17 protein-coding genes are annotated in these 19,296 nt (G+C 70.6%); 12 read left to right on the top strand and 5 right to left on the bottom strand.

From position 1 onward, the window contains the following. Window positions 1-5: 5 nt before the first annotated feature. Genes F6X38_RS02380 through F6X38_RS02360 form a run of 5 tightly spaced genes read left to right on the top strand, consistent with a single transcriptional unit; the run spans window position 6 to window position 4,595 of the window. Window positions 6-1,082 carry a Gfo/Idh/MocA family protein gene (locus F6X38_RS02380; protein ID WP_150967922.1) on the top strand — a complete coding sequence of 359 codons (1,077 nt, stop codon included), beginning with the start codon at window positions 6-8 and terminating at the stop codon, window positions 1,080-1,082. After that, a complete protein-coding gene (locus F6X38_RS02375) occupies window positions 1,083-1,910 on the top strand; it encodes an alpha/beta fold hydrolase (protein WP_150967921.1) in 828 nt (275 codons plus the stop codon). After that, a complete protein-coding gene (locus F6X38_RS02370; RefSeq protein WP_150967920.1) occupies window positions 1,907-2,626 on the top strand; it encodes a ribulose-phosphate 3-epimerase in 720 nt (239 codons plus the stop codon). The genes F6X38_RS02375 and F6X38_RS02370 overlap by 4 nt, the downstream gene beginning before the upstream one ends. Next, the gene (locus tag F6X38_RS02365; protein ID WP_150967919.1) at window positions 2,626-3,576 is read left to right on the top strand and encodes an ROK family protein; all 951 of its coding nucleotides are present in this window, start codon (window positions 2,626-2,628) and stop codon (window positions 3,574-3,576) included. The genes F6X38_RS02370 and F6X38_RS02365 overlap by 1 nt, the downstream gene beginning before the upstream one ends. After that, the gene (locus F6X38_RS02360; protein ID WP_150967918.1) at window positions 3,573-4,595 is read left to right on the top strand and encodes a LacI family DNA-binding transcriptional regulator; all 1,023 of its coding nucleotides are present in this window, start codon (window positions 3,573-3,575) and stop codon (window positions 4,593-4,595) included. The genes F6X38_RS02365 and F6X38_RS02360 overlap by 4 nt, the downstream gene beginning before the upstream one ends. Before the next feature lie 169 nt (window positions 4,596-4,764). On the opposite strand, the gene F6X38_RS02355 is transcribed toward F6X38_RS02360, so the two are convergent. The 4 genes from F6X38_RS02355 to F6X38_RS02340 form a co-directional block, all read right to left on the bottom strand. Beyond that, entirely contained in the window at window positions 4,765-5,832 is a 1,068-nt protein-coding gene (locus F6X38_RS02355) for an ABC transporter ATP-binding protein (RefSeq protein WP_150967917.1), read from the bottom strand. Window positions 5,833-5,851: 19 nt separating this feature from the next. Then, window positions 5,852-6,712, bottom strand: coding sequence for a carbohydrate ABC transporter permease (locus tag F6X38_RS02350; RefSeq protein WP_150967916.1), 861 nt, complete (start codon window positions 6,710-6,712; stop codon window positions 5,852-5,854). Further along, on the bottom strand, window positions 6,712-7,653 hold the full coding sequence (locus F6X38_RS02345) for a carbohydrate ABC transporter permease (RefSeq protein WP_150967915.1): 942 nt from the start codon (window positions 7,651-7,653) through the stop codon (window positions 6,712-6,714). Before F6X38_RS02345 ends, F6X38_RS02350 begins: the two co-directional genes overlap by 1 nt. 70 nt (window positions 7,654-7,723) lie before the next feature. After that, window positions 7,724-8,986 (bottom strand): ABC transporter substrate-binding protein, encoded by a 1,263-nt coding sequence (locus F6X38_RS02340; protein WP_246191142.1) that lies wholly within the window; start codon window positions 8,984-8,986, stop codon window positions 7,724-7,726. A gap of 375 nt (window positions 8,987-9,361) precedes the next feature. On the opposite strand from F6X38_RS02340, the gene F6X38_RS02335 reads away from it, so the two are divergent. The 4 genes from F6X38_RS02335 to F6X38_RS02320 are packed head-to-tail and all read left to right on the top strand — an operon-like array spanning window position 9,362 to window position 13,508. Next, a complete protein-coding gene (locus F6X38_RS02335; protein WP_150967913.1) occupies window positions 9,362-10,144 on the top strand; it encodes a DeoR/GlpR family DNA-binding transcription regulator in 783 nt (260 codons plus the stop codon). Continuing rightward, window positions 10,141-11,103, top strand: coding sequence for an N-acetylglucosamine kinase (locus F6X38_RS02330; protein ID WP_161992589.1), 963 nt, complete (start codon window positions 10,141-10,143; stop codon window positions 11,101-11,103). The genes F6X38_RS02335 and F6X38_RS02330 overlap by 4 nt, the downstream gene beginning before the upstream one ends. Next, a complete protein-coding gene (locus F6X38_RS02325) occupies window positions 11,100-12,197 on the top strand; it encodes an AgaS family sugar isomerase (protein ID WP_150967911.1) in 1,098 nt (365 codons plus the stop codon). The genes F6X38_RS02330 and F6X38_RS02325 overlap by 4 nt, the downstream gene beginning before the upstream one ends. Window positions 12,198-12,206: 9 nt before the next feature. Then, a complete protein-coding gene (locus tag F6X38_RS02320; protein WP_150967910.1) occupies window positions 12,207-13,508 on the top strand; it encodes a class II D-tagatose-bisphosphate aldolase non-catalytic subunit in 1,302 nt (433 codons plus the stop codon). Here the strand turns inward: F6X38_RS02320 and F6X38_RS02315 are convergent. Beyond that, window positions 13,481-14,164 (bottom strand): helix-turn-helix transcriptional regulator, encoded by a 684-nt coding sequence (locus tag F6X38_RS02315; protein ID WP_150967989.1) that lies wholly within the window; start codon window positions 14,162-14,164, stop codon window positions 13,481-13,483. The genes F6X38_RS02320 and F6X38_RS02315 overlap by 28 nt on opposite strands. Window positions 14,165-14,239: 75 nt before the next feature. Here F6X38_RS02315 and F6X38_RS02310 point away from each other — a divergent pair, with 75 nt between their 5' ends. The 3 genes from F6X38_RS02310 (at window position 14,240) to F6X38_RS02300 (ending at window position 19,291) form a co-directional block, all read left to right on the top strand. Continuing rightward, window positions 14,240-14,845: a glutathione S-transferase family protein gene (locus tag F6X38_RS02310; RefSeq protein ID WP_150967909.1), complete on the top strand. Its 606-nt coding sequence runs from the start codon at window positions 14,240-14,242 to the stop codon at window positions 14,843-14,845. Window positions 14,846-15,029: 184 nt separating this feature from the next. Then, window positions 15,030-16,475: a tetratricopeptide repeat protein gene (locus F6X38_RS02305; protein ID WP_150967908.1), complete on the top strand. Its 1,446-nt coding sequence runs from the start codon at window positions 15,030-15,032 to the stop codon at window positions 16,473-16,475. Between the two features lie 14 nt (window positions 16,476-16,489). After that, window positions 16,490-19,291: a FecR domain-containing protein gene (locus F6X38_RS02300; protein ID WP_150967907.1), complete on the top strand. Its 2,802-nt coding sequence runs from the start codon at window positions 16,490-16,492 to the stop codon at window positions 19,289-19,291. The last annotated feature ends 5 nt before the right edge of the window (window positions 19,292-19,296 follow it).

Below are 19,296 nucleotides of genomic sequence, written 5' to 3'. Positions count from 1 at the left end.
GACCCATGATCGCCAAGGAAGAGCGTCGTTTGCGGGTCGGCGTCCTAGGGGCCGGGCCGATCGCGCAGTTCGCGCATCTGGAATCCTGCGTGAAGGCGCGGAACGCCGACCTTTACGCCATCTGCGACGCCGCGCCCGACCTCCTCGCCCGGATGGGCGCGACCTACGAGCCACGCAAGCTCTACGCCGATTACGACGCGATGCTCGCCGACCCGGAACTCGACGCCGTGATCGTCGCCACCTCCGACGCCTACCACGTGCCGATGTCGGTGAAGGCGCTGGAGGCCGGCAAGCACGTCCTTTGCGAGAAGCCGATCGGCACCTCGGTCGAGGAGGGCGAGGCGCTGGCGGAGGCCGTGAAGCGGTCGGGGAAGCTCCTGCAGGTCGGGCACATGAAGCGCTTCGATCCGGCGCTGGAGGCGGTGCGCGACTTCGTCCGGGACGAGATGGGCGAGGTCCTGGCGCTGAAGGCCTGGTACTGCGACTCGACCCACCGCTACACCAATACCGACGCCGTGCAGCCGCTGCCCGTCACCTCGAAACAGGCGAGGAAGCCGGCCGGCAACCCGAAGGCGGACCTCCGGCAGTATTTCATGCTGGCGCACGGCTCGCACCTCGTCGACACGGCGCGCTTCCTTTGCGGCCCGATCGTCGCGGTCCGGGCGCGCCTCCGGGAGAAGTTCGGGGCCTATTGCTGGTTCGTCGAGACGGAGTTCGCCAGCGGCGCGCTCGGCCATCTGGACCTGACGGTGGCGGTGCGGATGGACTGGTTCGAGGGCTTCCAGCTCTACGGCGAACACGGCTCGGTGCTGGCGAAGACATTCAACCCCTGGTACTTCCGCGCCTCCGAAGTCGAGATCTTCCACGAGCGGACCGCGACGACGCATAAGCCGCTCGGGGCCGACGGCCATTTCTTCCGCCGCCAGCTCGAAGGCCTCGCCGATGCCGCCCTTCACGGCCAGCCTATGCGCGGCGCGGATGTCGAGGACGGGCTCGCCTCGATCCGCGCCATGGTCGCGATCGCCCGCTCGGTCGAGCGGGGCGAGCGGGTCGAACTCGCTGCCGTGTCGGGCGCGGTCTGAATGAGCGGCAGCCGTTTCCTTCGCGACGGCGCGCGGCTGCGCCTCCACGACACTGGCGGCAGCGGGAGGTCGATCGTCTTCCAGCACGGGCTCGGCGGTAACGAGGCGCAGGTCCGCCAAAACTTTCCCGACGATAGCGGCTGGCGGCGCGTCACGCTCGATTGCCGCGCGCAAGGGCTGTCGGAAGCCGGCGAGACGCGCCCCTTCCGCCTCGCCATGTTCGCGGACGATGTGCTGGCGGCCGCCGACGCGGCGGGGCTCGATCGGTTCGCGGCCGGCGGCATCTCCACCGGCGCGGCGATCGCCCTGATGCTCGCCCACCGCTGCCCCGAGCGCGTTTCGGCGCTGATCCTTGTTCGCCCGTCCTGGGCCTTCGAGCCCGCGCCGGCGAACATGGCGCCGTTCGTGGAGGTCGCGCAGCTTCTCCGCACCCACGGCCCCGCCGAGGGCCGTCGCCTGTTCGAAGCCTCTCCCACTGCCGAGATGCTGCGCCGCGAGGGGCCGGACAACCTGAAGTCGCTGCTCGGCCTGTTCGAGCGCGACGACACCGCCGTCACCGCCGACCTTCTCGAAGGCATCGCGACCGACGGGCCCGGCGTGTCGCGCAAGGCGGCCGCCGAACTGCGGATGCCAACGCTCGTCGTCGGCAACGCGCTCGACCACGTGCATCCGCCGGCTTATGCGACGGAGATCGCCGTGACGATTCCACAAGCGATTCATGTGCATGCAGCATCGAAGGCGCTCGACGCCGCCGCGCATTTCGCCGAGGTGAAGGCCGCGATTCGCGCCTTCCTCGCCGGCCTCGATCCCGACAGGAGTTCCCCGTGACGACACGCCGTCCTTCCGCCGCCGCCGTGGCGGCGCTGCCGCGCGACCGGCTGCTCGCCGAGTTCTCGCTCTGGTCGGCCGACCTCGCCAACCTCGAATCCGAGGTGAAGCGCGTCGACGCGCATGTCGACCTCTACCATGTCGACGTCGCGGACGGCCGCTTCGCGCCGTCCTTCCTGTTCTTCCCGGACCAGGTGGCGCGCATCCGGAAGCTCACGGACAAGGCGATCCACGTGCATCTGATGGTGGAGGCCGACATCGTCGAGGCGCAGGCGGAGCAGTTCGTGGAAGCCGGCGCGGACCTCGTCTCGGTCCATGCCGAGAACGGCGAGGCGGGCCTTCGCGCCCTCGCCCGCGCTACGGCGGCCGGCGCGGCGGCGGGCGTCGTGCTCCGGCTGGAAACGCCGGTCGAGGCGGTCCGGTCGTTTCTCGACATGGTGTCCTTCGTGACGCTGCTCGGCACCGCCATCGGCGTGAAAGGGCAGGGGCTTTCCGATGAGGCCTGCCCTCGCCTGCAGGCGGCGCGGCGCATCCTGAAGGAAGCCGGACGCGAGGACGCGATCCGGCTCGCCGCCGACGGCGGCATCCGGCACGAGACCGTGCCGCGGCTGCGCGCGAGCGGCGCGGAAACGGTGGTGATGGGCTCCCTCGCCTTCGCCGACTCCGATCTGTCCGCCCGCATCGGCTGGCTGCGTGGCCTCGCGGTCGACGCCTGATGCGGACGGCGCTCGCGATCGACCTCGGCGGCACGGAACTGCGCGCCGGCCTCGTCGACGGCGAGGGCCGGGTCCTCGTCTCACGTGACGAGCCGACCGCGGCGCAGGCCGGACCGGCCGTGGTGATCGAGCAGATCGCCCGGCTCTGCGACGCGGTGCTGGGCGAATTGCCGGACGCCCGTCCCGTCGGCGCCGGGCTCGCCGCGCCGGGGCCGCTCGATCCGGTCACCGGCGTGACGCTCGATCCGACGACGCTCAGCGGCTGGGACGAGGTGCCGGTGGCGCAGCTCCTTGGCCAACGGATCGGCCTGCCGGTGAAGCTGGAGAACGACGCCAACGCCGCGGCGCTCGGCGAATGGCGCTTCGGCGCGGCGCGCGGCTTCTCGTCCTTCGTCTTCGTCACGATCTCGACCGGCATCGGCGGAGGCGTCGTTTCCGAAGGCCGCCTCCTGCACGGCCATCGCGGCCTCGCGACCGAGATCGGACACATGACGATCGCCGATCCGGCCGTGACGCCCGGCTGGTTCGGCACGCCCGGCATCTGGGAATCGCTCGCCTCCGGCTCGGCGCTGGGCCTGCGCGCCACCGCCGAGACGCTTCCCGGCGACGGCTCGATGCTGCGCAGCCTCGCGGGCGCGGGTCCGATCACCGGCCGGCACGTCGTCGACGCGGCGCGCAGCGGCGACCCGCTCGGCGCGCGGCTCCTCGCCGACGAGGCGCGCTGGCTCGGCCTTGGCTTCGTCAACCTCCTGCACCTCTTCTCGCCGGAAGCGATCGTCGTCGGCGGCGGCATCGCCAACGGCCTCGACCTGATGCGGGACGCGATCGAGACCCTCATCGCCGAGCGCGCCATGCCGGCCTACCGGGGGGCGCGGATCGTTCCCGCCGCGCTCGGCCGTCATGCCGGCCTCGTCGGCGCCGCGAGCCTCGTCCTCTCGGCCGACCGATGAGGCCGAAGCACCGCAACATGGAGGAGTTCGCGCAGGCGAGCGGCGTGTCGCGGCCGACGCTGTCGAAGTATTTCGACGATCCCGCGAGCGTCCGGCCCGCGACCAGGGCCCGGATCGAGGCGGCGCTGCGCGCCTCCGACTACCGGCCGAACCCCTTCGCGCGGAACCTCAACCGCAAGCGCACGAAGACGGTCGGCGTCGTCGTGCCCTCGATCATCGACCCGCACTATTCGGGCCTCGTCAGCCGGATCGAGACGCTCTGCGTCGAGGCCGGCTACTGGCCGCTCGTGATCTCCTGCCACGGCTCGGCCGAGCTCGAGGCGCGCGCCTTCGACGCCGTCCTGTCGCAGAAGGTGGCGGGTGCGCTCGTCGCCCCGCTCGGCGCGCCGGCGAATGCGCGGCTGGCGGAGGAGCTCGGCCGCGAGGTGCCGCTCGTCTCGTTCGACAACGTGGGCGAAGCCGACGCGCCCTTCGTCGGCAACGACAACCGGCAGAGCGTCGCGACGATCGTCGACTACCTCTGCCGCGCCGGCGAGCCGCCCGCCTTCTTCGACATGCCGGCGGTGAACCGCAACGCCGCCGAGCGCCGCGCCGCCTATGCCGATACGATGGCGCGCCTCGGGCACGAGCCGGTCTTCCTCGGCTCCCGCGAGGGCCTGTCCTGGGACTTCGAGCGGCACGGCTTCGAGGAGATGGAGAAGCTCCTGACCGCCGGCCGCCGCCCGCCGCGCACGATCCTCTGCGCCAACGACCGCGTCGCCTTCGGCGCGATGGCGGCGGCCCATGCGCGGGGCTTGCGGATCGGCCGCGGCCGGGAGGCGGACCTCGCGCTCGCCGGCCACGACGACCATCCGCTCAGCCGCTACAGCTGCCCGGCGCTCACCACCATGGCGCAGGACACCGGCGCCATCGCGACACGCTCGACGGCGATGCTGTTCGCGCTGATCGACGGCGGGCTCGACTCGGCCGAGCGCCGCGCCATCGTCGAGGCGCGGCTCGTCATGCGCCGCTCCGCCTGACGATTTGGAGCACCTGACGAAAGCTCGCGGGGTCGGCTGACCAGGTCTTTCCGCCGTCCGCTTCGTTGCCGATCCTCGCCGATGCTGCCGGCATCGACTGCGTTCGGCGCCTCGCGGGCCGGCGGAAATCCCTTGGCCATCCTCCGCCCGGAGCTTTCGTCAGGTGCTCCTAGAGTCGCTCGCCGCTTTCCGGGTCGAAGAAGTGCAGCCCCTCCGGCCGCGCGGCGAGGCGCAGGCGGTCACCGGATCGCAGCGGCAACCGCTCGCGCAGCACCATGCAGAGGCGTTCCGTCGGCGGCAGGACGGGCGACTGGAGCATCACGATCGTCTCCGAGCCGGTCGGCTCGACCACTTCGACCGTGGCGTCGATGCCGCGGTCCGCCACCGTCAGGTGCTCCGGGCGGATGCCGCAGGTCACCGGGCCGTCGCCACCCTGCCGCGGTGCGGCGGACCCGAGCGGCAGCCGGTCGCCGTTCGCGAGCGTCACCTCGCCGTTCTCGACGCGGGCCTCCAGCAGGTTCATCGCCGGCGAGCCGATGAAGCCCGCGACGAAGCGCGTCGCCGGCCGGTCGTAAAGCGTCAGCGGGTCACCCATCTGCTCGATCAGGCCGTCGCGCATGACGACGACCTTGTCGCCCATCGTCATCGCCTCGACCTGATCGTGCGTCACGTAGATCGTCGTGGTGCGGTGGCGCTGGTGCAGGGCCTTGATCTCAGAGCGCACCTGGACGCGCAGCTTCGCGTCGAGGTTCGACAAGGGCTCGTCGAACAGGAAGAGCTGCGGCGCGCGCACGATCGCCCGGCCCATCGCGACGCGCTGGCGCTGGCCGCCGGAGAGTTGGCGCGGGTAGCGGTCGAGAAGGTGCTGGAGGCCGAGCGTCTTCGCGATCTCCTCGACGCGGGCATCGATCGCGCCGCCGCCCATGCGCTGCAGCTTCAAGGAGAAAGCCATGTTGGCGCGCACCGTCAGGTGCGGATAGAGCGCGTAGTTCTGGAACACCATCGCCAGGTCGCGCTCGCGCGGCGGAAGATCGTTGACGACGCGCCCGCCGATCCTGAGCTCGCCGCCGGTGATGTCCTCCAGTCCGGCGATCATCCGGAGCAGCGTGGACTTGCCGCAGCCGGACGGCCCGACGAGCACGACGAACTCGCCGTCGGCGATGTCGACGTCGATGCCGTGCAGGACGGCCAGCTTGTTGTAGGCCTTCTTCAGGCCGCGGATCTCGACGGTCGCCATGGGAAGGGTTCCGGGCGCTTCACTTGCCCGCGCCGGCCATCAGGCCGCGCATGAGGAAGCGGTTGAGGAAAAGCACGATCAGGGCCGGCGGCACCATGGCGACGACGCCGGCGGCGTTGATGAGGCCGTAGTCGATGTTGTTCTTGGTGGCGAATTCCGGGATCAGGACGGTCAGCGGCTTCGTCGCCATGGTGGGCGAGAAGATCAGCGGCACGGCGAACTGGCCCCAGGCGCCGAGGAAGGTCAGGATCGCGGCCGCGACGAGGCCGGGCGCGGCGAGCGGCAGGACGATGCGCACGAAGGTGTAGAGCCGGCCGGCGCCGTCGACATAGGCCGCTTCCTCGAGCGACAGCGGCAGCGATTCGTAGACGCTGCGCATCAGCCACATGGCGAGCGGCAGGAAGGCGGAGACGTAGATCAGGACGACGCCGGTATAGGTGTCGATCAGCCGGGCGGCGACCATCAGGCGGTAGAGCGGGATCAGCACCGTGTAGCCCGGCACGGCGATCGTCGCGACGATGGCGATGAACACGAACTGCCGCCCCGGAAACCGCATCCTGACCGCCGCATAGGCGGCGAAGGCCGCGACCGCGACGGTGAGGACCGTCGCGCCGAGCGAGGTGACGAGGCTGTTGACGAGCGCCCGGCTGAAATCGTGCCAGACCGTGTTGCCGGCGTCCGCCGCGAAGAGGCCGCCGAAGAGCTTGCCGTAGCTCGCGAACGACAGGGTGGGCGGCACGAGGTTGACCGGCTGCGCGGTGAGATCGATCGGCCGCATCAGGCTGGTGGCGAGCGCCCAGTAGACGGGGCCGAGCGACCAGAAGAGCAGCGCCAGGCAGCCGAGGGCGAGACCGAGGCGGCGTGAGGCGAGGCCACGCATCAGTCGTACCTCGTTTCGCGGTAGATCCGCCTGACGTAGAGGGCGGAGACCGCGACCGAAACGAGCATCACGGTGATCGACATCGCCATGCCGTAGGAGAAGCGCAGGTTCTGGAAGGCGGTGATGTAGATCTGTCCCTGGATCGGCCGCGTCGTGGCGCTGGCGCCGTTCAGGATCCAGGCCTCGTCGAAGAGGTTGAAGGCGGTGATCGTCGACTGCGTGAGGGCGATGCCGAGCGCGCCGGAGATCAAGGGCAGCGTGATCGTGCGGAACGAATGCCAGGGCGTCGAGCCGTCGACCTTCGCCGCCTCGTAGAGCTCGTTCGGCACGCTCTGCAGCGCGGCGAGGAGGATCACCGCGTTCAGCGGCATCATCCGCCAGACATGGACGAGGGTGACGAGCACGAGCGCCGTCCCCTGGCTGTTCATCCAGACGCGCCCGGTCTCCTCCAGGAGACCGAGCTGGACGAGGAGCCCGTTCAGGAGGCCGTAGCGCGGATTGTAGATCCAGGCCCAGACGATGGCGTTGACCACGGGCGGCAGGGCCCAGGGCAGGATCACCGCGGCCAGCATCCAGCGCCGGCCGATCCTCAGCGCGTTGAGGAGCAGCGCCGCCGCGAGACCGGCGGCGAGTTCGAGCGCCACCGCGAGGACGACGTAGATCCAGGTGTTCCACCACGCGGCGCGGACGGCGGGATCGGCGAACATCTGCGTGTAGTTGCGAAGGCCGATGAAGGGTTCGCCCGGCAGCATCGGGTTCACCCGGTGGAAGCTGTCCCACAGCGACACCAGCGCCGGCGCGAAGACCAGCGCGGTCATCAGGAGGATCACCGGCAGCGACAGGGCGATGCCGAGCGCGGCGTCGCCGAGGATCGCGCGGCGGAGCCGAAGCGAAGCCGAGCCGGCTCGCTGCGGCCCGGCGGCCTCGATGGAAACAGCCATGAAGGGTCTCGTCGCGGGATGCGGGCGGTCGGGGGCCTACGGCGGCGGCGGCCGCCGCGGGCTGCGCTCGTCAGTTCTCGGTCTTGGCGGCGTCGGCGGCCTCGGCAATGGCCTTCGCGGCCTGGTCGACGGTGATCTCGCCCTTCACCAGCTGGTTGATCGCGCCGGCCGTGCCGTTGGAGAAGGCCGGATACCAGGCGGGCGTGCCGTCGGCGAACAGGGGGCCGACGCCCTTCAACTGGGCGAGGATCGCGTCGCCGCTGAGGAGCTTGCCGTCCTTGTTCAGCATCTCGATCGCCGCGGTGCGCGTCGGCATGGTGCCGCTCTGGGCGTAGGAGGCGATCTGGGCGTCGGGCTCCGCGACGAAGGCGATGAAGGCCGCCGCGGCGTCCTGCTCGCCGGAGGTCTTCGGGATCGCGAGGGCCTCGGGCAGGCCGAACGAACGCGTCTGGCCGGAAACGGTCGGCACCACGCCGCCGGCCGCCTGGCCGGCCACCTTGGATTTCGCCGGGTCGTTGACGTCGGGCAGGAGGCCCGGACCGTCCGACAGCGTGAACGTCGCGTCGCCGCGCTTGAAGGCCTCGCGGACTTCCGGGTTGCCGTAGGCGGTGGAGGCGGGGTCGATCAGCCCGTCGTCCACCGCCTGCTTGATGAAGGCGAGCGCCTTGTAGCCGGGCGACTGCGGATCGGTGAAGGCGGGTTTGCCCTCGGCGTCGAAGATGTCGCCGCCGAACATCATCGTCGTCAGGAACCAGGCGGTCGAGGTCGCCTCGCCGACCGACAGCGGCCAGCCGAGCGGATGCTGGGCGACGCCCTTCTCCTGCAGCGCCTTGCCGGCGGCGACGAGCTCGTCGAGCGTCTGCGGCGGCTTGGCGATGCCGGCCCTGGCGAGCTGGTCCTTGTTGTAGATCATCAGCTTGAAGTCGGCGTTGTAGGGCGCGCCGACCGTCGCGCCGTCGTACTTGAAGATCGGGGCGAGCGGCATGTCGTCGAGGCCGGCCTTCGCCAGCGGCTCGTCCAGCGGCGACAGCCAGCCGGCCGCGCCGAACTGCCCGACCCAGCTCCAGTCGAGCTCGATCACGTCGGCCGGCGCGCTGCCGGCGACGAGCGCGGTGACGATGCGGTTGCGGAGCTGGTCCCAGGCCAGCGTCTGCTGGTCGACCTTCGCGCCGGTCTCGTCCTGGAAGCGCGAGATCACCTCCGCCGGATAGCCGGGTGCCGGCAGGAGCACGGTGATCGACTTGCCGGCGAGCGGCTTGCCGTCCTGCGCCTCGGCGGCGCCGGGCAGTGTCGCCGCGGAAAGGAGCGCCGCGCCGCCGAGGAGGGTGGACATCAGGGTCCGTCGCGAAACGAACGAGCCATGCGATCTCATGCGATGTCCTTTCCCGTTGGTTGCGCCGCTGCCGCCGGGCCGCCCGCGGGCGCTTCGGACGGGCGGTCCAGTCGAGCGTCAGGAGCGCGTATCCGCTGCTGATCGGGGCATCCTTCTTCCAAAAACGCTCATCGTCAATATCGATCCTGACTTTTTGAAGCCGTCTCATGATCGATTGCGCGCGGCGATCCGAGAGCACAAGCGCAAAGTGCGCGCCTGCGCAGGCGTCTGCCGTTCCGCAAGGCGGTTCAAGGAAGCGCAAGACCGATCATCGGAATGATTGACTTTGACGCGAGGTCGTGTCCAATCGCACCTCGAACGACCGTGTAGACTCCCATGAAGCTCGACCGGCTGACCGCGATCCGCAGCCACCTCTATACGCACGGCCCGACCTCGATCGGCGATCTCGCCACGGCCGTCGGAGCCTCGCTGGCGACGGTCAGGCGCGACCTGCAGTCGCTGGAGGAGTCCGGCGTCGTCGACCGGGTCCACGGCGGCGCGAAGATCGCCGAGGGCTCGACCGTCGAGGTCGATTTCGGCACCCGCGAGCACCGCAGCCTCGCCGCCAAGCGCGCCATCGCGGTGGCGGCCTATTCGCTGCTCGAGCCGCACATGGCGGTGTTCCTCGACGCCGGCACCACGGTGCTGCAGGTGGCGCGGCTTCTGCGCATGGAGCCGATGCCGCTCAGCGTCTTCACCAACGGCCTGAAGGTCGCGCAGGAACTCTACGACGTGCCGAAGCTGAAGGTCTTCGTGCTCGGCGGTCACCTGCGCTACGAGAACGCCTCCTTGATCGGGCCGCAGGCGGAGGCGATGCTGCAGACCCTCTGGTTCGACACGCTGCTGCTCGGGGCCAGCGCCGTGACCGCGGACGGCGTCCTTTGCTCCATCGACGGCAGCGAGGCGAGCCTGAACGGCAAGATGCTCGCCCGCTCGACGCGGCAGGTGCTCCTGGCGGATTCGCGGAAGTTCGGCACCACCGCGACCTTCGCCGTCGGCCCGATCCCGGCTGGTGCAACGATCGTGTCGGACGCCGGGCTTTCCGCCGAATGGCGGCAGCGAATCCGCGACTGGAAGGCGGACCTCTACATCGCCGTGGCGGCGGAGGGCGCGGCGTGACGGTGCTGGCGGTCGACGGGGGCGGCAGCTCGGTCCGGCTCGCGATGGCCGACCGGGAGGGCGATCTCGTCCGCTTCGTCTCCCGCGACGGCGGGATGAACCCGCTCGACAATCCGGACTGGCTCGGGAATTTGCGCCGGGCGCTCGACGCGGTGGAAGCGGAACTCGGCGCGGTGGATTTCGCGGTGCTCGGCGTTCCCGCCACCGGCGAGGTGCCGGACAACGACCGGCGCGTCGCCGCCGAGATCGCCGGGTTCCTGCCCGTGCCGCACGCGATCCGCAACGACGTCGCGCTCGCCCATTACGGCGCCTTCGCCGGCGGCCCCGGCATACTCGTCCTGTCCGGCACCGGCTCGATGGCGATGGCCGGTCCGGGCGGCGATGCAGCGTTGGAGCGCACCGGCGGCTGGGGCGAGGAGATCGGCGACGAGGGCAGCGCGCTTTGGATCGGCCGCGAGGCACTGAGCCTCGCCGCGCGCACCGTCGACGGCCGCGCCGACGCGGTTCCCTTGCGCGACGCGTTGTTCCGCCACCTCGGCCTCGATGCGTCGGACGGGCTGGCGGCGCTGCTCGGCTGGTATTACGGCCAGCCGCACCGCCGCTCGGCGACGGCGGCGCTGGCGAGGGTGATCGACGCCCTTGCCGCCGGGGGCGATGCCCATGCGGGCGCGATCGTCGACCGCGCGGGCGAGCTTCTGTCCGAGCACGCGGACGCACTGCGCCGCCGCCTGCCCGGCGCGGCCGCCTGGCCCTGGAGCCATGCCGGCGGCGCTTTCGCTTCGGAACGGCTGCGCGCCCGCGTCGCGGAGCTGCAGGGAAGCCGGCCGCAGCCGCCGTCGCTTCCGCCGATCGGCGGCGGACTGCTGGAGGCCGCCCGGCGCGGCGGACTGGCGCCGTACGCCGGCTGGATCGCGCGGCTTCGCGGCGCGCTCGCGGCGGCAAACAAGGAAAAGACATGACCACGGCGACCTTCGACTGCGCCACCTGGAACGAGATCGCCGCGCAGCCCGCGATCTGGCGCGCCTTCGCCGGGCCGCTGGCCGAGCGCTCCGCCGAGATCCGGCGCTGGATCGAAGCGGCCGGCATCGGCCAGGTCTGGTTCTGCGGGGCCGGCACCTCGGCCTTTATCGGCGAAACAATCGCGGCCGTCGCCTCGCCAGACGGTCCGGAACTCTGCGCCGTCGCGACCACCGATCTCGTCGCCGCGCCGCGTGACCATCTCGCGGCCGCCGGCAGCGCTCCGCTGCTCGTCGTGCAGTTCGGCCGTAGCGGCGACAGTTCCGAGACGATCGGCACGCTCGACCTCCTCGACCGGCACCTGCCGGACGCGCACCAGCTCGCGGTCACCTGCAACGCGGCGGGCGCGCTGGCGACGCGGCGTCCCGCCGGTTCCGGCCGCGGCGAAGTCCTGCTCCTGCCGGAAGCGACGCACGACCGCGGCTTCGCGATGACCTCCAGCTACACGACCATGCTGCTCGCGGCGCTCGCCTGCTTCGACCGGAGCGGCGTCGACCCGAGCGAGCGGCTGCCGCGCCTCGCCGACGCGGCGGAAGACGCGATCCGGCGGCTGGCCGCGAGCGCGCCGCCCCGTCCGGGCCGGGCGATCTTCCTCGGTTCCGGCGCGCTGAAGGGCGTCGCGCGCGAATCCGCCCTGAAGGTGCTGGAACTGACGGCCGGGCGCACCGCGACGTTCTGGGACGGCACGCTCGGCTTCCGGCACGGGCCGAAGGCCTCGGTGGACGCGTCGAGCCTCGTCACCGTGCTCGTCCATCCCGATCCGCATACCGGGCGCTACGATCTCGACGTCGCGGTCGAAATCCGGCGGCAGTTCCCGCGAACCGAAGTGGTGACCGTCGGCCCGAAGGGCTGCGACGTGGAACTGGCGCTCACCGGCGACGCCCGCTGGGACGCGGTGCTCTACGTGCTTCTCGCGCAGATCCGCGCGGTGCAATGGTCGGCCGCGCTCGGGCTCGACGTCGACGATCCCTTCGCCGGCGAGGGCAACCTGTCGCGCGTCGTGTCCGGCGTCACGCTCTACCCCTTCGCGGCCTGAGGAGACGACATGAGCGAGAACGGGATCGCGGCCGCGGACGTCTTCGCCGAGGGGCTCCGGCGCAACGCAGCCGATGGCGGCTTCAGCTTCGCCTCCGTCTGCTCGGCCCATCCGGACGTGCTCGCCGCCTCGCTCCGCCTCGCCCGCGAGCGGGCGGTGCCGATCGTCGTCGAGGCGACGAGCAACCAGGTGAACCAGTTCGGCGGTTATACCGGCATGACGCCGGCTGACTTCATCGCCGCGGTCGGGCGGATCGCGGCCGAGGTCGGCGCGAACTTGGAAACCGTCGTCTTCGGCGGCGACCATCTCGGGCCGCAGGCCTGGCGGGCGGAACCCGCCGAGGCGGCGATGGCGAAGGCCGCCGACATGATGCGCGCCTATGTCGAGGCCGGCTTCACCAAGATCCATCTCGACTGCTCGGAAGGCTGCGCCGGCGAGGACCCGCAGGTCGGCGACGCGCTCGCGGCGGAGCGCGCCGCGATCCTCGCCGAGGCCTGCGAGCGGGCCGCGCCGGCGCCGGAGCGCCTGTCCTACATCGTCGGCACGGAAGTGCCGCCGCCCGGCGGCGCGCGTGCCGAGCATGCCGAAGCCATCCGCCCGACCGAGCCGGACGCCGCCCGCGCGACGCTCCTCGCCCATAACCAGGCCTTCGCGGCGCGCGGCCTCGGGGCCGCCTGGGACCGCGTGCGCGGCCTCGTGGTGCAGCCGGGCCTCGAATTCGCGCCCGACCACGTCGACCGCTTCGACCTCCAGGTGCCGGACCGGCTCAGCCCGGTGCTGCGCGACTGGCCGCGGATCGCCTTCGAAGCGCATTCCACCGACTACCAGGAGCCGGCGGTGTTTCCCGAACTCGCCCGCCGCCGCTTCGCCGTCCTGAAGGTCGGCCCGGCCTTGACCTACGCCTATCGCTCGGCCGTCTACGCCCTGTCCCATATCGACGGCTGGACGACCGGCGAGCCGCACCTTTCCGAACTGATGGAACGGCTGATGGTGGAAGCGCCGGGGCACTGGCGCAAGCACTACGAGGGCGACGCGGCGACGCTCCGGACCCTCCGCCATTTCGGCTATGCCGACCGCATCCGCTACTACTGGGCGCTGCCGGATGCCCGCGAGGCGGTCGCGGCGCTGGAAGCGCGCATCGATGCCGCGAAGTTCCCTGATCCGCTGGTCGAGCAATACTTCGCGGCCGGCGAGATCGCGCGGGCCGCGACCCTCCGCTCCGCCGCCGGCCTCGGGCGGGCGAAGGCGCTGATCCACGCGCGGATCGAGACGGCGCTCGAGCCCTATCTGTTCCGAAGCTCGGCGAGGTAGGCGCGCAGCAGCGGCACGCGCCGCGGCCGGAAGCTCGCCTCCGTTTCCAGCGCCTCGCCGATGCGGTCCGCCCGGAACATCCGGAAGGCCCGCCGAAGGCAGCACCAGGCCAGCACCGTCATCTTCTCGTCGAGATAGACGATCGACAGCGGCCAGATCGTCCGCTCGGTCGACGTGCCGTCCTTGTCGGCATAGCGGATGGCGACCGCCGTCTCGTTCCAGCAGCCGTTCCGGATCGCCTGCATGTCGAGGCTCGGCGGAAAGCGCGCCTCGAAGCGGCGCACCTGGCTGACGGCGTGGAGGAGATGCCGCTCGTCGCCTTCCGGCAGGGTCGCCGCGACCTTCGCGAGCACGGCGCCCGCTGCCTCGGCCAGCGCCGGATCGCCCATGTGCCGGACTTCGGCGAGGCCGAGCACCAGAGCCTCGATCTCGATCCGGCTGAAGGTCTGCGGCGGCAGCGAGCGGTCCTCGATCAAGCGGTAGCCATAACCGCGCTCGCCCTCGATCCGGGCGCCGGCCGCGCGCAGGGCGTCGATGTCGCGGTAGAGCGAGCGCTCCGACACGCCGGTCTCCTCGGCAAGGCGAGCGGCGGTGAGCGGCGGGGGAAGCACGCGCATCGCCTGGATCAGGCGCAAAAGGCGGTCGGCTCTGGCCATGGCGGGCAACTGACGGAAACTGACAGGTGGCTGCACCTATACCGTTCTCGTCGCCCAACAGGAAGGAACCCGCCAATGCTCACCCTCTTCCATTCGCCTCGCAGCCGCTCGACGCGGATCGTCGCGCTCCTGAAGGAGCTGGATGCCCTCGACGACGTCGGCATCGAGATCGTCTCGACCCGCCGGATGGACGGCAGCGGCGCGCGCGATCCGCGCAATCCCCATCCCGACGGCAAGGTGCCGGTGCTTCGCCACGACGGCGGCGGGCTCGTCTGGGAGTCCGGCGCGATCGTCCTCTACCTCGCCGACCTCTTTCCGGCTGCGGGGATGAGCGTACCGCCCGGCGATCCGCAGCGCGGCACCTATCTGAGCTGGCTCGCCTGGTACGGCGGCGTCATGGAGCCGGTGCTGATGGCGGAGGCCGCGGGCTTGCACCATCCGGTGCTCACCGCGACCTTCCGCGGCGCTGCCGAAATGAAGGCGCGCCTTGCCGCCGCGCTCGCCGACCGGCCGTTCCTGATGGGCGATCGCTTCACCGCAGCCGATCTCCTGCTCCATTCGCCCTTCGCCTTCTTCGGCAAGCCGGGGGAGCCGACCATCGACACTTGGGTGGACCGCTGCGTCGCCCGGCCGGCGACGGCTTTCGCCGCCGAGTTCGACACCCGGCACTCCGCCGCCTGACGCACCGGCAGCGGCGGTGGATCGCCGCTTACATGCTTGCGCGAAGCTTGCATTACGTTGCGGAACATGCTTCGATCGGTGACGCTCAGTGAGTGATAGCGACCCGGCATTGTGGGGATGCCGCGCCGCTTGCCGGGCGTGCAGGGGGCTGTTGATGCGAAGCGTTCAGGATCGGGCGGGGGGCTTGCCGGCTCCCGCCGAATGCGTCGGGGAAGTGCCGGTTACGCGGCGGCCGGGACATCGCGCGCTCGGCGTCGGCGGGGGTGCCGCGGCGCTGGCGGCGATCCTCGCGCTCGCCGCTCCGGCCGCTCTCGCCGACACTCCTCCGGACTCCAGCCGCAACGTCGAGCCCTTGGCCGACGCGGCGCGCCTACCCGCGATCGAGGCCGAGCGCCAGCAGCTCTTCGCCGCGATGCTGCGCGACCCCGCCAACCTCGACCTCGCCTTCCGCTACGCCTCGCTGTCGGCGCAGGCCGGCGATCTCGAGGGCGCGATCGCGACGCTGGAGCGGATGCTGATCTTCGCGCCTGGCCTGCCGCGGCTGCAGCTCGAACTCGGCGTGCTCTACTACCGGCTCGGCGCCTACGACACGGCCAGCACCTATTTCGACGCCGCGCTGGCGGCGCCGAACGTGCCGGAGGAGGTGCGGACGCGCGTCGAATCCTATCGGGTGGCGATCGCCGAGCGGAACGAGGTCGACCGCTTCTCCGGCTCGGTTTCCGTCGGCGTCCGCTACCAGACGAACGCCAACGCCGCGCCCGAGACCCGGCTGGTCCGCACTACGCTGCTGGCCGACCCGCTGCTGCTCGACGAGAACGCGCTGGGGCAGGACGACGTCAACGGCTACGTCTCGACCAACCTTCATTACAGCCACGACCTCGGTGCGCAGGGCGACCGGCTGGAAGCGAACCTCCAGGCCTACGGCGCGCTCTACACCGACGAGACCGACATCAACACCGGCTTCGCCGAACTGACCGTCGGCCCGACCTTCAACCTCGAGCGGATCTCGCTGGAGGACACGACCCTCAGCCTCTACGGCATCGCCGGCGGCCTGGTGCTGAAGGACGATCCCTATCTCGTGTCCGGCGGCGTCGGCGCGGCGCTGAACAAGGTCTTCGGCACCGGCACCCGCACCTATCTCGGCACGGAATACCGGCGCGAGGGCTTCCAGGATTCGGACCTCCGGCCGAACGCCTCCGACCGGACCGGCGACCGTTACCGCCTGTTCGCGGGCGTCAGCCAAGACGTCACCGCCCGCCTGTCGGTTTTCGCGGGGCTGAACGGCGAGCGCCGCGCCGCGGACGCCGACTTCCTCAGCTACACCGAGGGCGGCATCACGGCAGGGGCGCGGCTCGGTTTCCGCTCGCCGTTTCCCACGCAGGACGAGCCCTGGGTGTTCGGCCTGACCGGCGGCTACATCAAGCGCGGCTACGACGACCCCGACCTGATCTTCAGCCTGACGAAGGAGGAAGAGGACGACGAGAGCTTCGTCGAGGGCTCGCTGACCGTGCCGGTCGCCGCCGACTGGGCGGTGCAGACGACGGTCGGCTACCGCAACGTCTCGTCGAACTACGACCTGCGCAACTACGACAACGTCTCGACGTCGCTCGGCGTCGTGTGGCGGTTCTGAGAGGAGATTTTCCGATGCGGCTCCTTCTCGCGACCCTTCTCCTCGCCGGCGTCGCCGCGCCGGCCGGCGCCCAGAACGTCGGCATCACCTCCGCGGTGAACCAGCAGGCGCGCGGCACGCCGCCGAGCCAGGCGGTGCGCACGCTCGCGCTCGGCGACAACATCATCTTCAACGAGCGGATCGACACCAATCCGATCGGCCTCCTGCAGATCCTGCTGGCCGACGGGACGGCCTTCACCGCCGGGCCGAACTCGTCGCTGACGATCGACCGCTTCGTCTACGACCCGAACCGGGGCACGGCGGAGGTTTCCGCGACCCTGACCAAGGGCGTGTTCCGCTTCATCGGCGGCAAGACCTCGAAGACGCCGAACGGGGTGCGCATCAACTCGCCGGTCGGGACGATCGGCATTCGCGGCGCCGTGGTCGACATCGCGATGGGTGGGCGCGGCGACGGCACGGTGTCGATGGTGTTCGGGCGCGAGGTGACGCTGACGGGGCCGAACGGCCAGACGAACCGCGTCTACGAGCCCGGTTATTCCATCGTGGTCGAGACCGGCCCGGACGGGAAGCAGACCCGGCAGGTGGTGAAGACGCCACCCGCGGCCGCCGGCCAGATCCAGACCGCGCTGGCGGGACGCCCCGGCACGACCGGCGGCTCGGCGAACCCGCCGACCGACCGGATCGTCGCCGACAGCGACGTGCCGCGCGACAACTCGCAACTTGCGCTCGTCGTCAACCCGCCCGTGCCGCAGCCGCGGCCCGAACCGCGCAGCGAGGTGCTGACCGCGGTGCAGGAGCAGAACGTCGACGTGGTGCGGGAGGACGTCGTGGAAGAAGCCGGCACCGACACGCCGATCCAGCCTGGTCCGGGGCCGGAGCCGGAGCCTGAACCGGAGCCGAACCCGACGACCTTGACCGCGCGTCTCCTGACGGCCGGCCAGACCTTCACGAACAGCGATGGCGAAGTCGTGCAGAATCCCGGTGCGACCGGGCTCGTCGGCGGTTCGGCGGATGAGGACCGCATCGTCACGCTGCGCGGCGGCGGAACCGCTTCCGGATCGACCAACCGCGGCACGCTGGTGCTGCCGCTGTTCGCCGACGCCCCGTCCGGCGGACTGAGGGCGGAGGTGATCGGACAGGAGGCCGGGGCCTCGCTTGGCGGCGTGCAACTTCTCGGCGGCGGGTTCGTCGGATCGGACGGGTTCCGCTTCTATCAGCTCATCCTTGGCAACGACCTGACGCAACCTGTCTACGCACTCGCCGGCACGCCCATCGCCGACGCGAGCCGCCTGTCGTCCGGCGATATCCGGACCTACTCCTTCACGCCCGACCTCCTCCAAGGCCTGCCCGTTCCTTTTATGCAGAACGGCGTCCTCGGCGTCGACTATTCGACGGCATCGATCACGCCGTTCTACCTCGCCGAGAACACCACGGTCGGCAATCCGAAGCTGTTCCAGTCCTGGCTGGTGATCGACGGCGTCGGGCCGGAACAGCGAAGCGGCATCGGCGTCACCGCCGCCGTACTCGGGACGGACGACTCCGATGCTCTTAGCTTCGATTTCGGCCGTCGCGGGAGCTATCGCGACGACGCCTACGGCTTGTCGTACCGAATGGGCGGCGCCATCGCAGGTTTGAAGGGACCGAACGGCGGCAATCAGCTGTTCGGATCGAACGGACAGTATCTCGTTCTTGGCACCGACATCACCGGCAACAACACGTCCGCAGATGGCATCGCGACCGGCGGTCTGAGTCCTGATTTCGGCACCTTCCATCTCTTGGGCCTGCAGGACGAGCGTTCGGCTGCAGATTTCGCGGCAAATCAGGGAACGACCCGCAATCTCGGCGCGTCCGGCACGCAAGCCATCCGCGGCTTCGCTGCGGGCCTCCAGGAGGGGTTCTCGCCGAACAATGGCTACAACGACGTTTCGGACAGCGGCTCGGACCCCAACGCCGTCTACGTCGAGTTCAACCGTCAGCGGAATTCCGTTGGAGGCGAACTGGAGATCGGCACCACCGGTCTCAGGACGCACGTCGCCTTCGGCGCCGGCGTTCTCGGCAACACCAGTGGCGGCCAGAACGCTTATGTCGACGACGACAAGTTCGGCGCGATCCAAAACGGCAATCGTCAGCGAACGACGGTGACCGTCACCGACGACAACGGCGCGCCGGCGACCTATCCCCAGGTGCGCGACAACAATCCCAACACCTACTTCGTCTCCGGCGACGCCAACCCGCAGCCGAACCTTCTGCCGAACGGCCAGATGTGCGCCTGCAAGTTCCTCGAATGGGGCTGGTGGGGAACCGCAGTGCGCGCCAGGGCCGACAACGTGCCCGACGACGCGGACAACCGGATCCAGTCGCAGGTGCATCTCGGCCAATGGGTGGCCGGCGACGTCACGACGAACGCGCAGGTCGCGACGCTTTCCGGCTCTGCCAGCTATGCCGGCAGCGCGCTCGGCCATGTGACGGTCAGAGACAACAGCGGCATCGGCGACTATCTGGCCAGCGGTTCGATGCGAATGACCTACGATTTCGGCTCGCGCGCCGGGTCAATGAATATCGACAACTTCGACGGGCGTAACTTCGCGGGTACTATTGGCGCAAACACCGGCGACACCCCGGACGCCCTGTTCAACGGCGGCTTGGCGCAGACCAACAGCACGGGTGGCGCAAACGACGCCAGCGGCGCGGTGAACGGCGCATTCGTCAACAACGGCTCCGCGATCGCCGCTGGCGTCATCGGCAACTTCAATCTCGGCAGCGGCGACGGCGCGTGGAACGCCAGCGGCATCGTCGCCGGCGCGCGGACGCCCTGAGGGCG

The sequence above is a fragment of the Plantimonas leprariae genome (assembly GCF_008802405.1).
GTDB classification, from domain to species: Bacteria; Pseudomonadota; Alphaproteobacteria; order Rhizobiales; family Rhizobiaceae; genus Plantimonas; species Plantimonas leprariae.
This window is presented reverse-complemented; position numbering and strand designations above follow the sequence as displayed.

What these genes read in the sequence shown, in the direction of transcription:
- F6X38_RS02375 (WP_150967921.1), top strand. Translation starts at nt 1,083, where the DNA reads ATGAGCGGCAGCCGTTTCCTTCGCGACGGCGCGCGGCTGCGCCTCCAC.
- F6X38_RS02355 (WP_150967917.1), bottom strand. Translation starts at nt 5,832, where the DNA reads ATGGCGACCGTCGAGATCCGCGGCCTGAAGAAGGCCTACAACAAGCTG.
- F6X38_RS02340 (WP_246191142.1), bottom strand. Translation starts at nt 8,986, where the DNA reads ATGTCCACCCTCCTCGGCGGCGCGGCGCTCCTTTCCGCGGCGACACTG.
- F6X38_RS02315 (WP_150967989.1), bottom strand. Translation starts at nt 14,164, where the DNA reads ATGGCCAGAGCCGACCGCCTTTTGCGCCTGATCCAGGCGATGCGCGTG.
- F6X38_RS02310 (WP_150967909.1), top strand. Translation starts at nt 14,240, where the DNA reads ATGCTCACCCTCTTCCATTCGCCTCGCAGCCGCTCGACGCGGATCGTC.
- F6X38_RS02350 (WP_150967916.1), bottom strand. Translation starts at nt 6,712, where the DNA reads ATGCGTGGCCTCGCCTCACGCCGCCTCGGTCTCGCCCTCGGCTGCCTG.
- F6X38_RS02320 (WP_150967910.1), top strand. Translation starts at nt 12,207, where the DNA reads ATGAGCGAGAACGGGATCGCGGCCGCGGACGTCTTCGCCGAGGGGCTC.
- F6X38_RS02360 (WP_150967918.1), top strand. Translation starts at nt 3,573, where the DNA reads ATGAGGCCGAAGCACCGCAACATGGAGGAGTTCGCGCAGGCGAGCGGC.
- F6X38_RS02335 (WP_150967913.1), top strand. Translation starts at nt 9,362, where the DNA reads ATGAAGCTCGACCGGCTGACCGCGATCCGCAGCCACCTCTATACGCAC.
- F6X38_RS02300 (WP_150967907.1), top strand. Translation starts at nt 16,490, where the DNA reads ATGCGGCTCCTTCTCGCGACCCTTCTCCTCGCCGGCGTCGCCGCGCCG.
- F6X38_RS02365 (WP_150967919.1), top strand. Translation starts at nt 2,626, where the DNA reads ATGCGGACGGCGCTCGCGATCGACCTCGGCGGCACGGAACTGCGCGCC.
- F6X38_RS02380 (WP_150967922.1), top strand. Translation starts at nt 6, where the DNA reads ATGATCGCCAAGGAAGAGCGTCGTTTGCGGGTCGGCGTCCTAGGGGCC.
- F6X38_RS02345 (WP_150967915.1), bottom strand. Translation starts at nt 7,653, where the DNA reads ATGGCTGTTTCCATCGAGGCCGCCGGGCCGCAGCGAGCCGGCTCGGCT.
- F6X38_RS02325 (WP_150967911.1), top strand. Translation starts at nt 11,100, where the DNA reads ATGACCACGGCGACCTTCGACTGCGCCACCTGGAACGAGATCGCCGCG.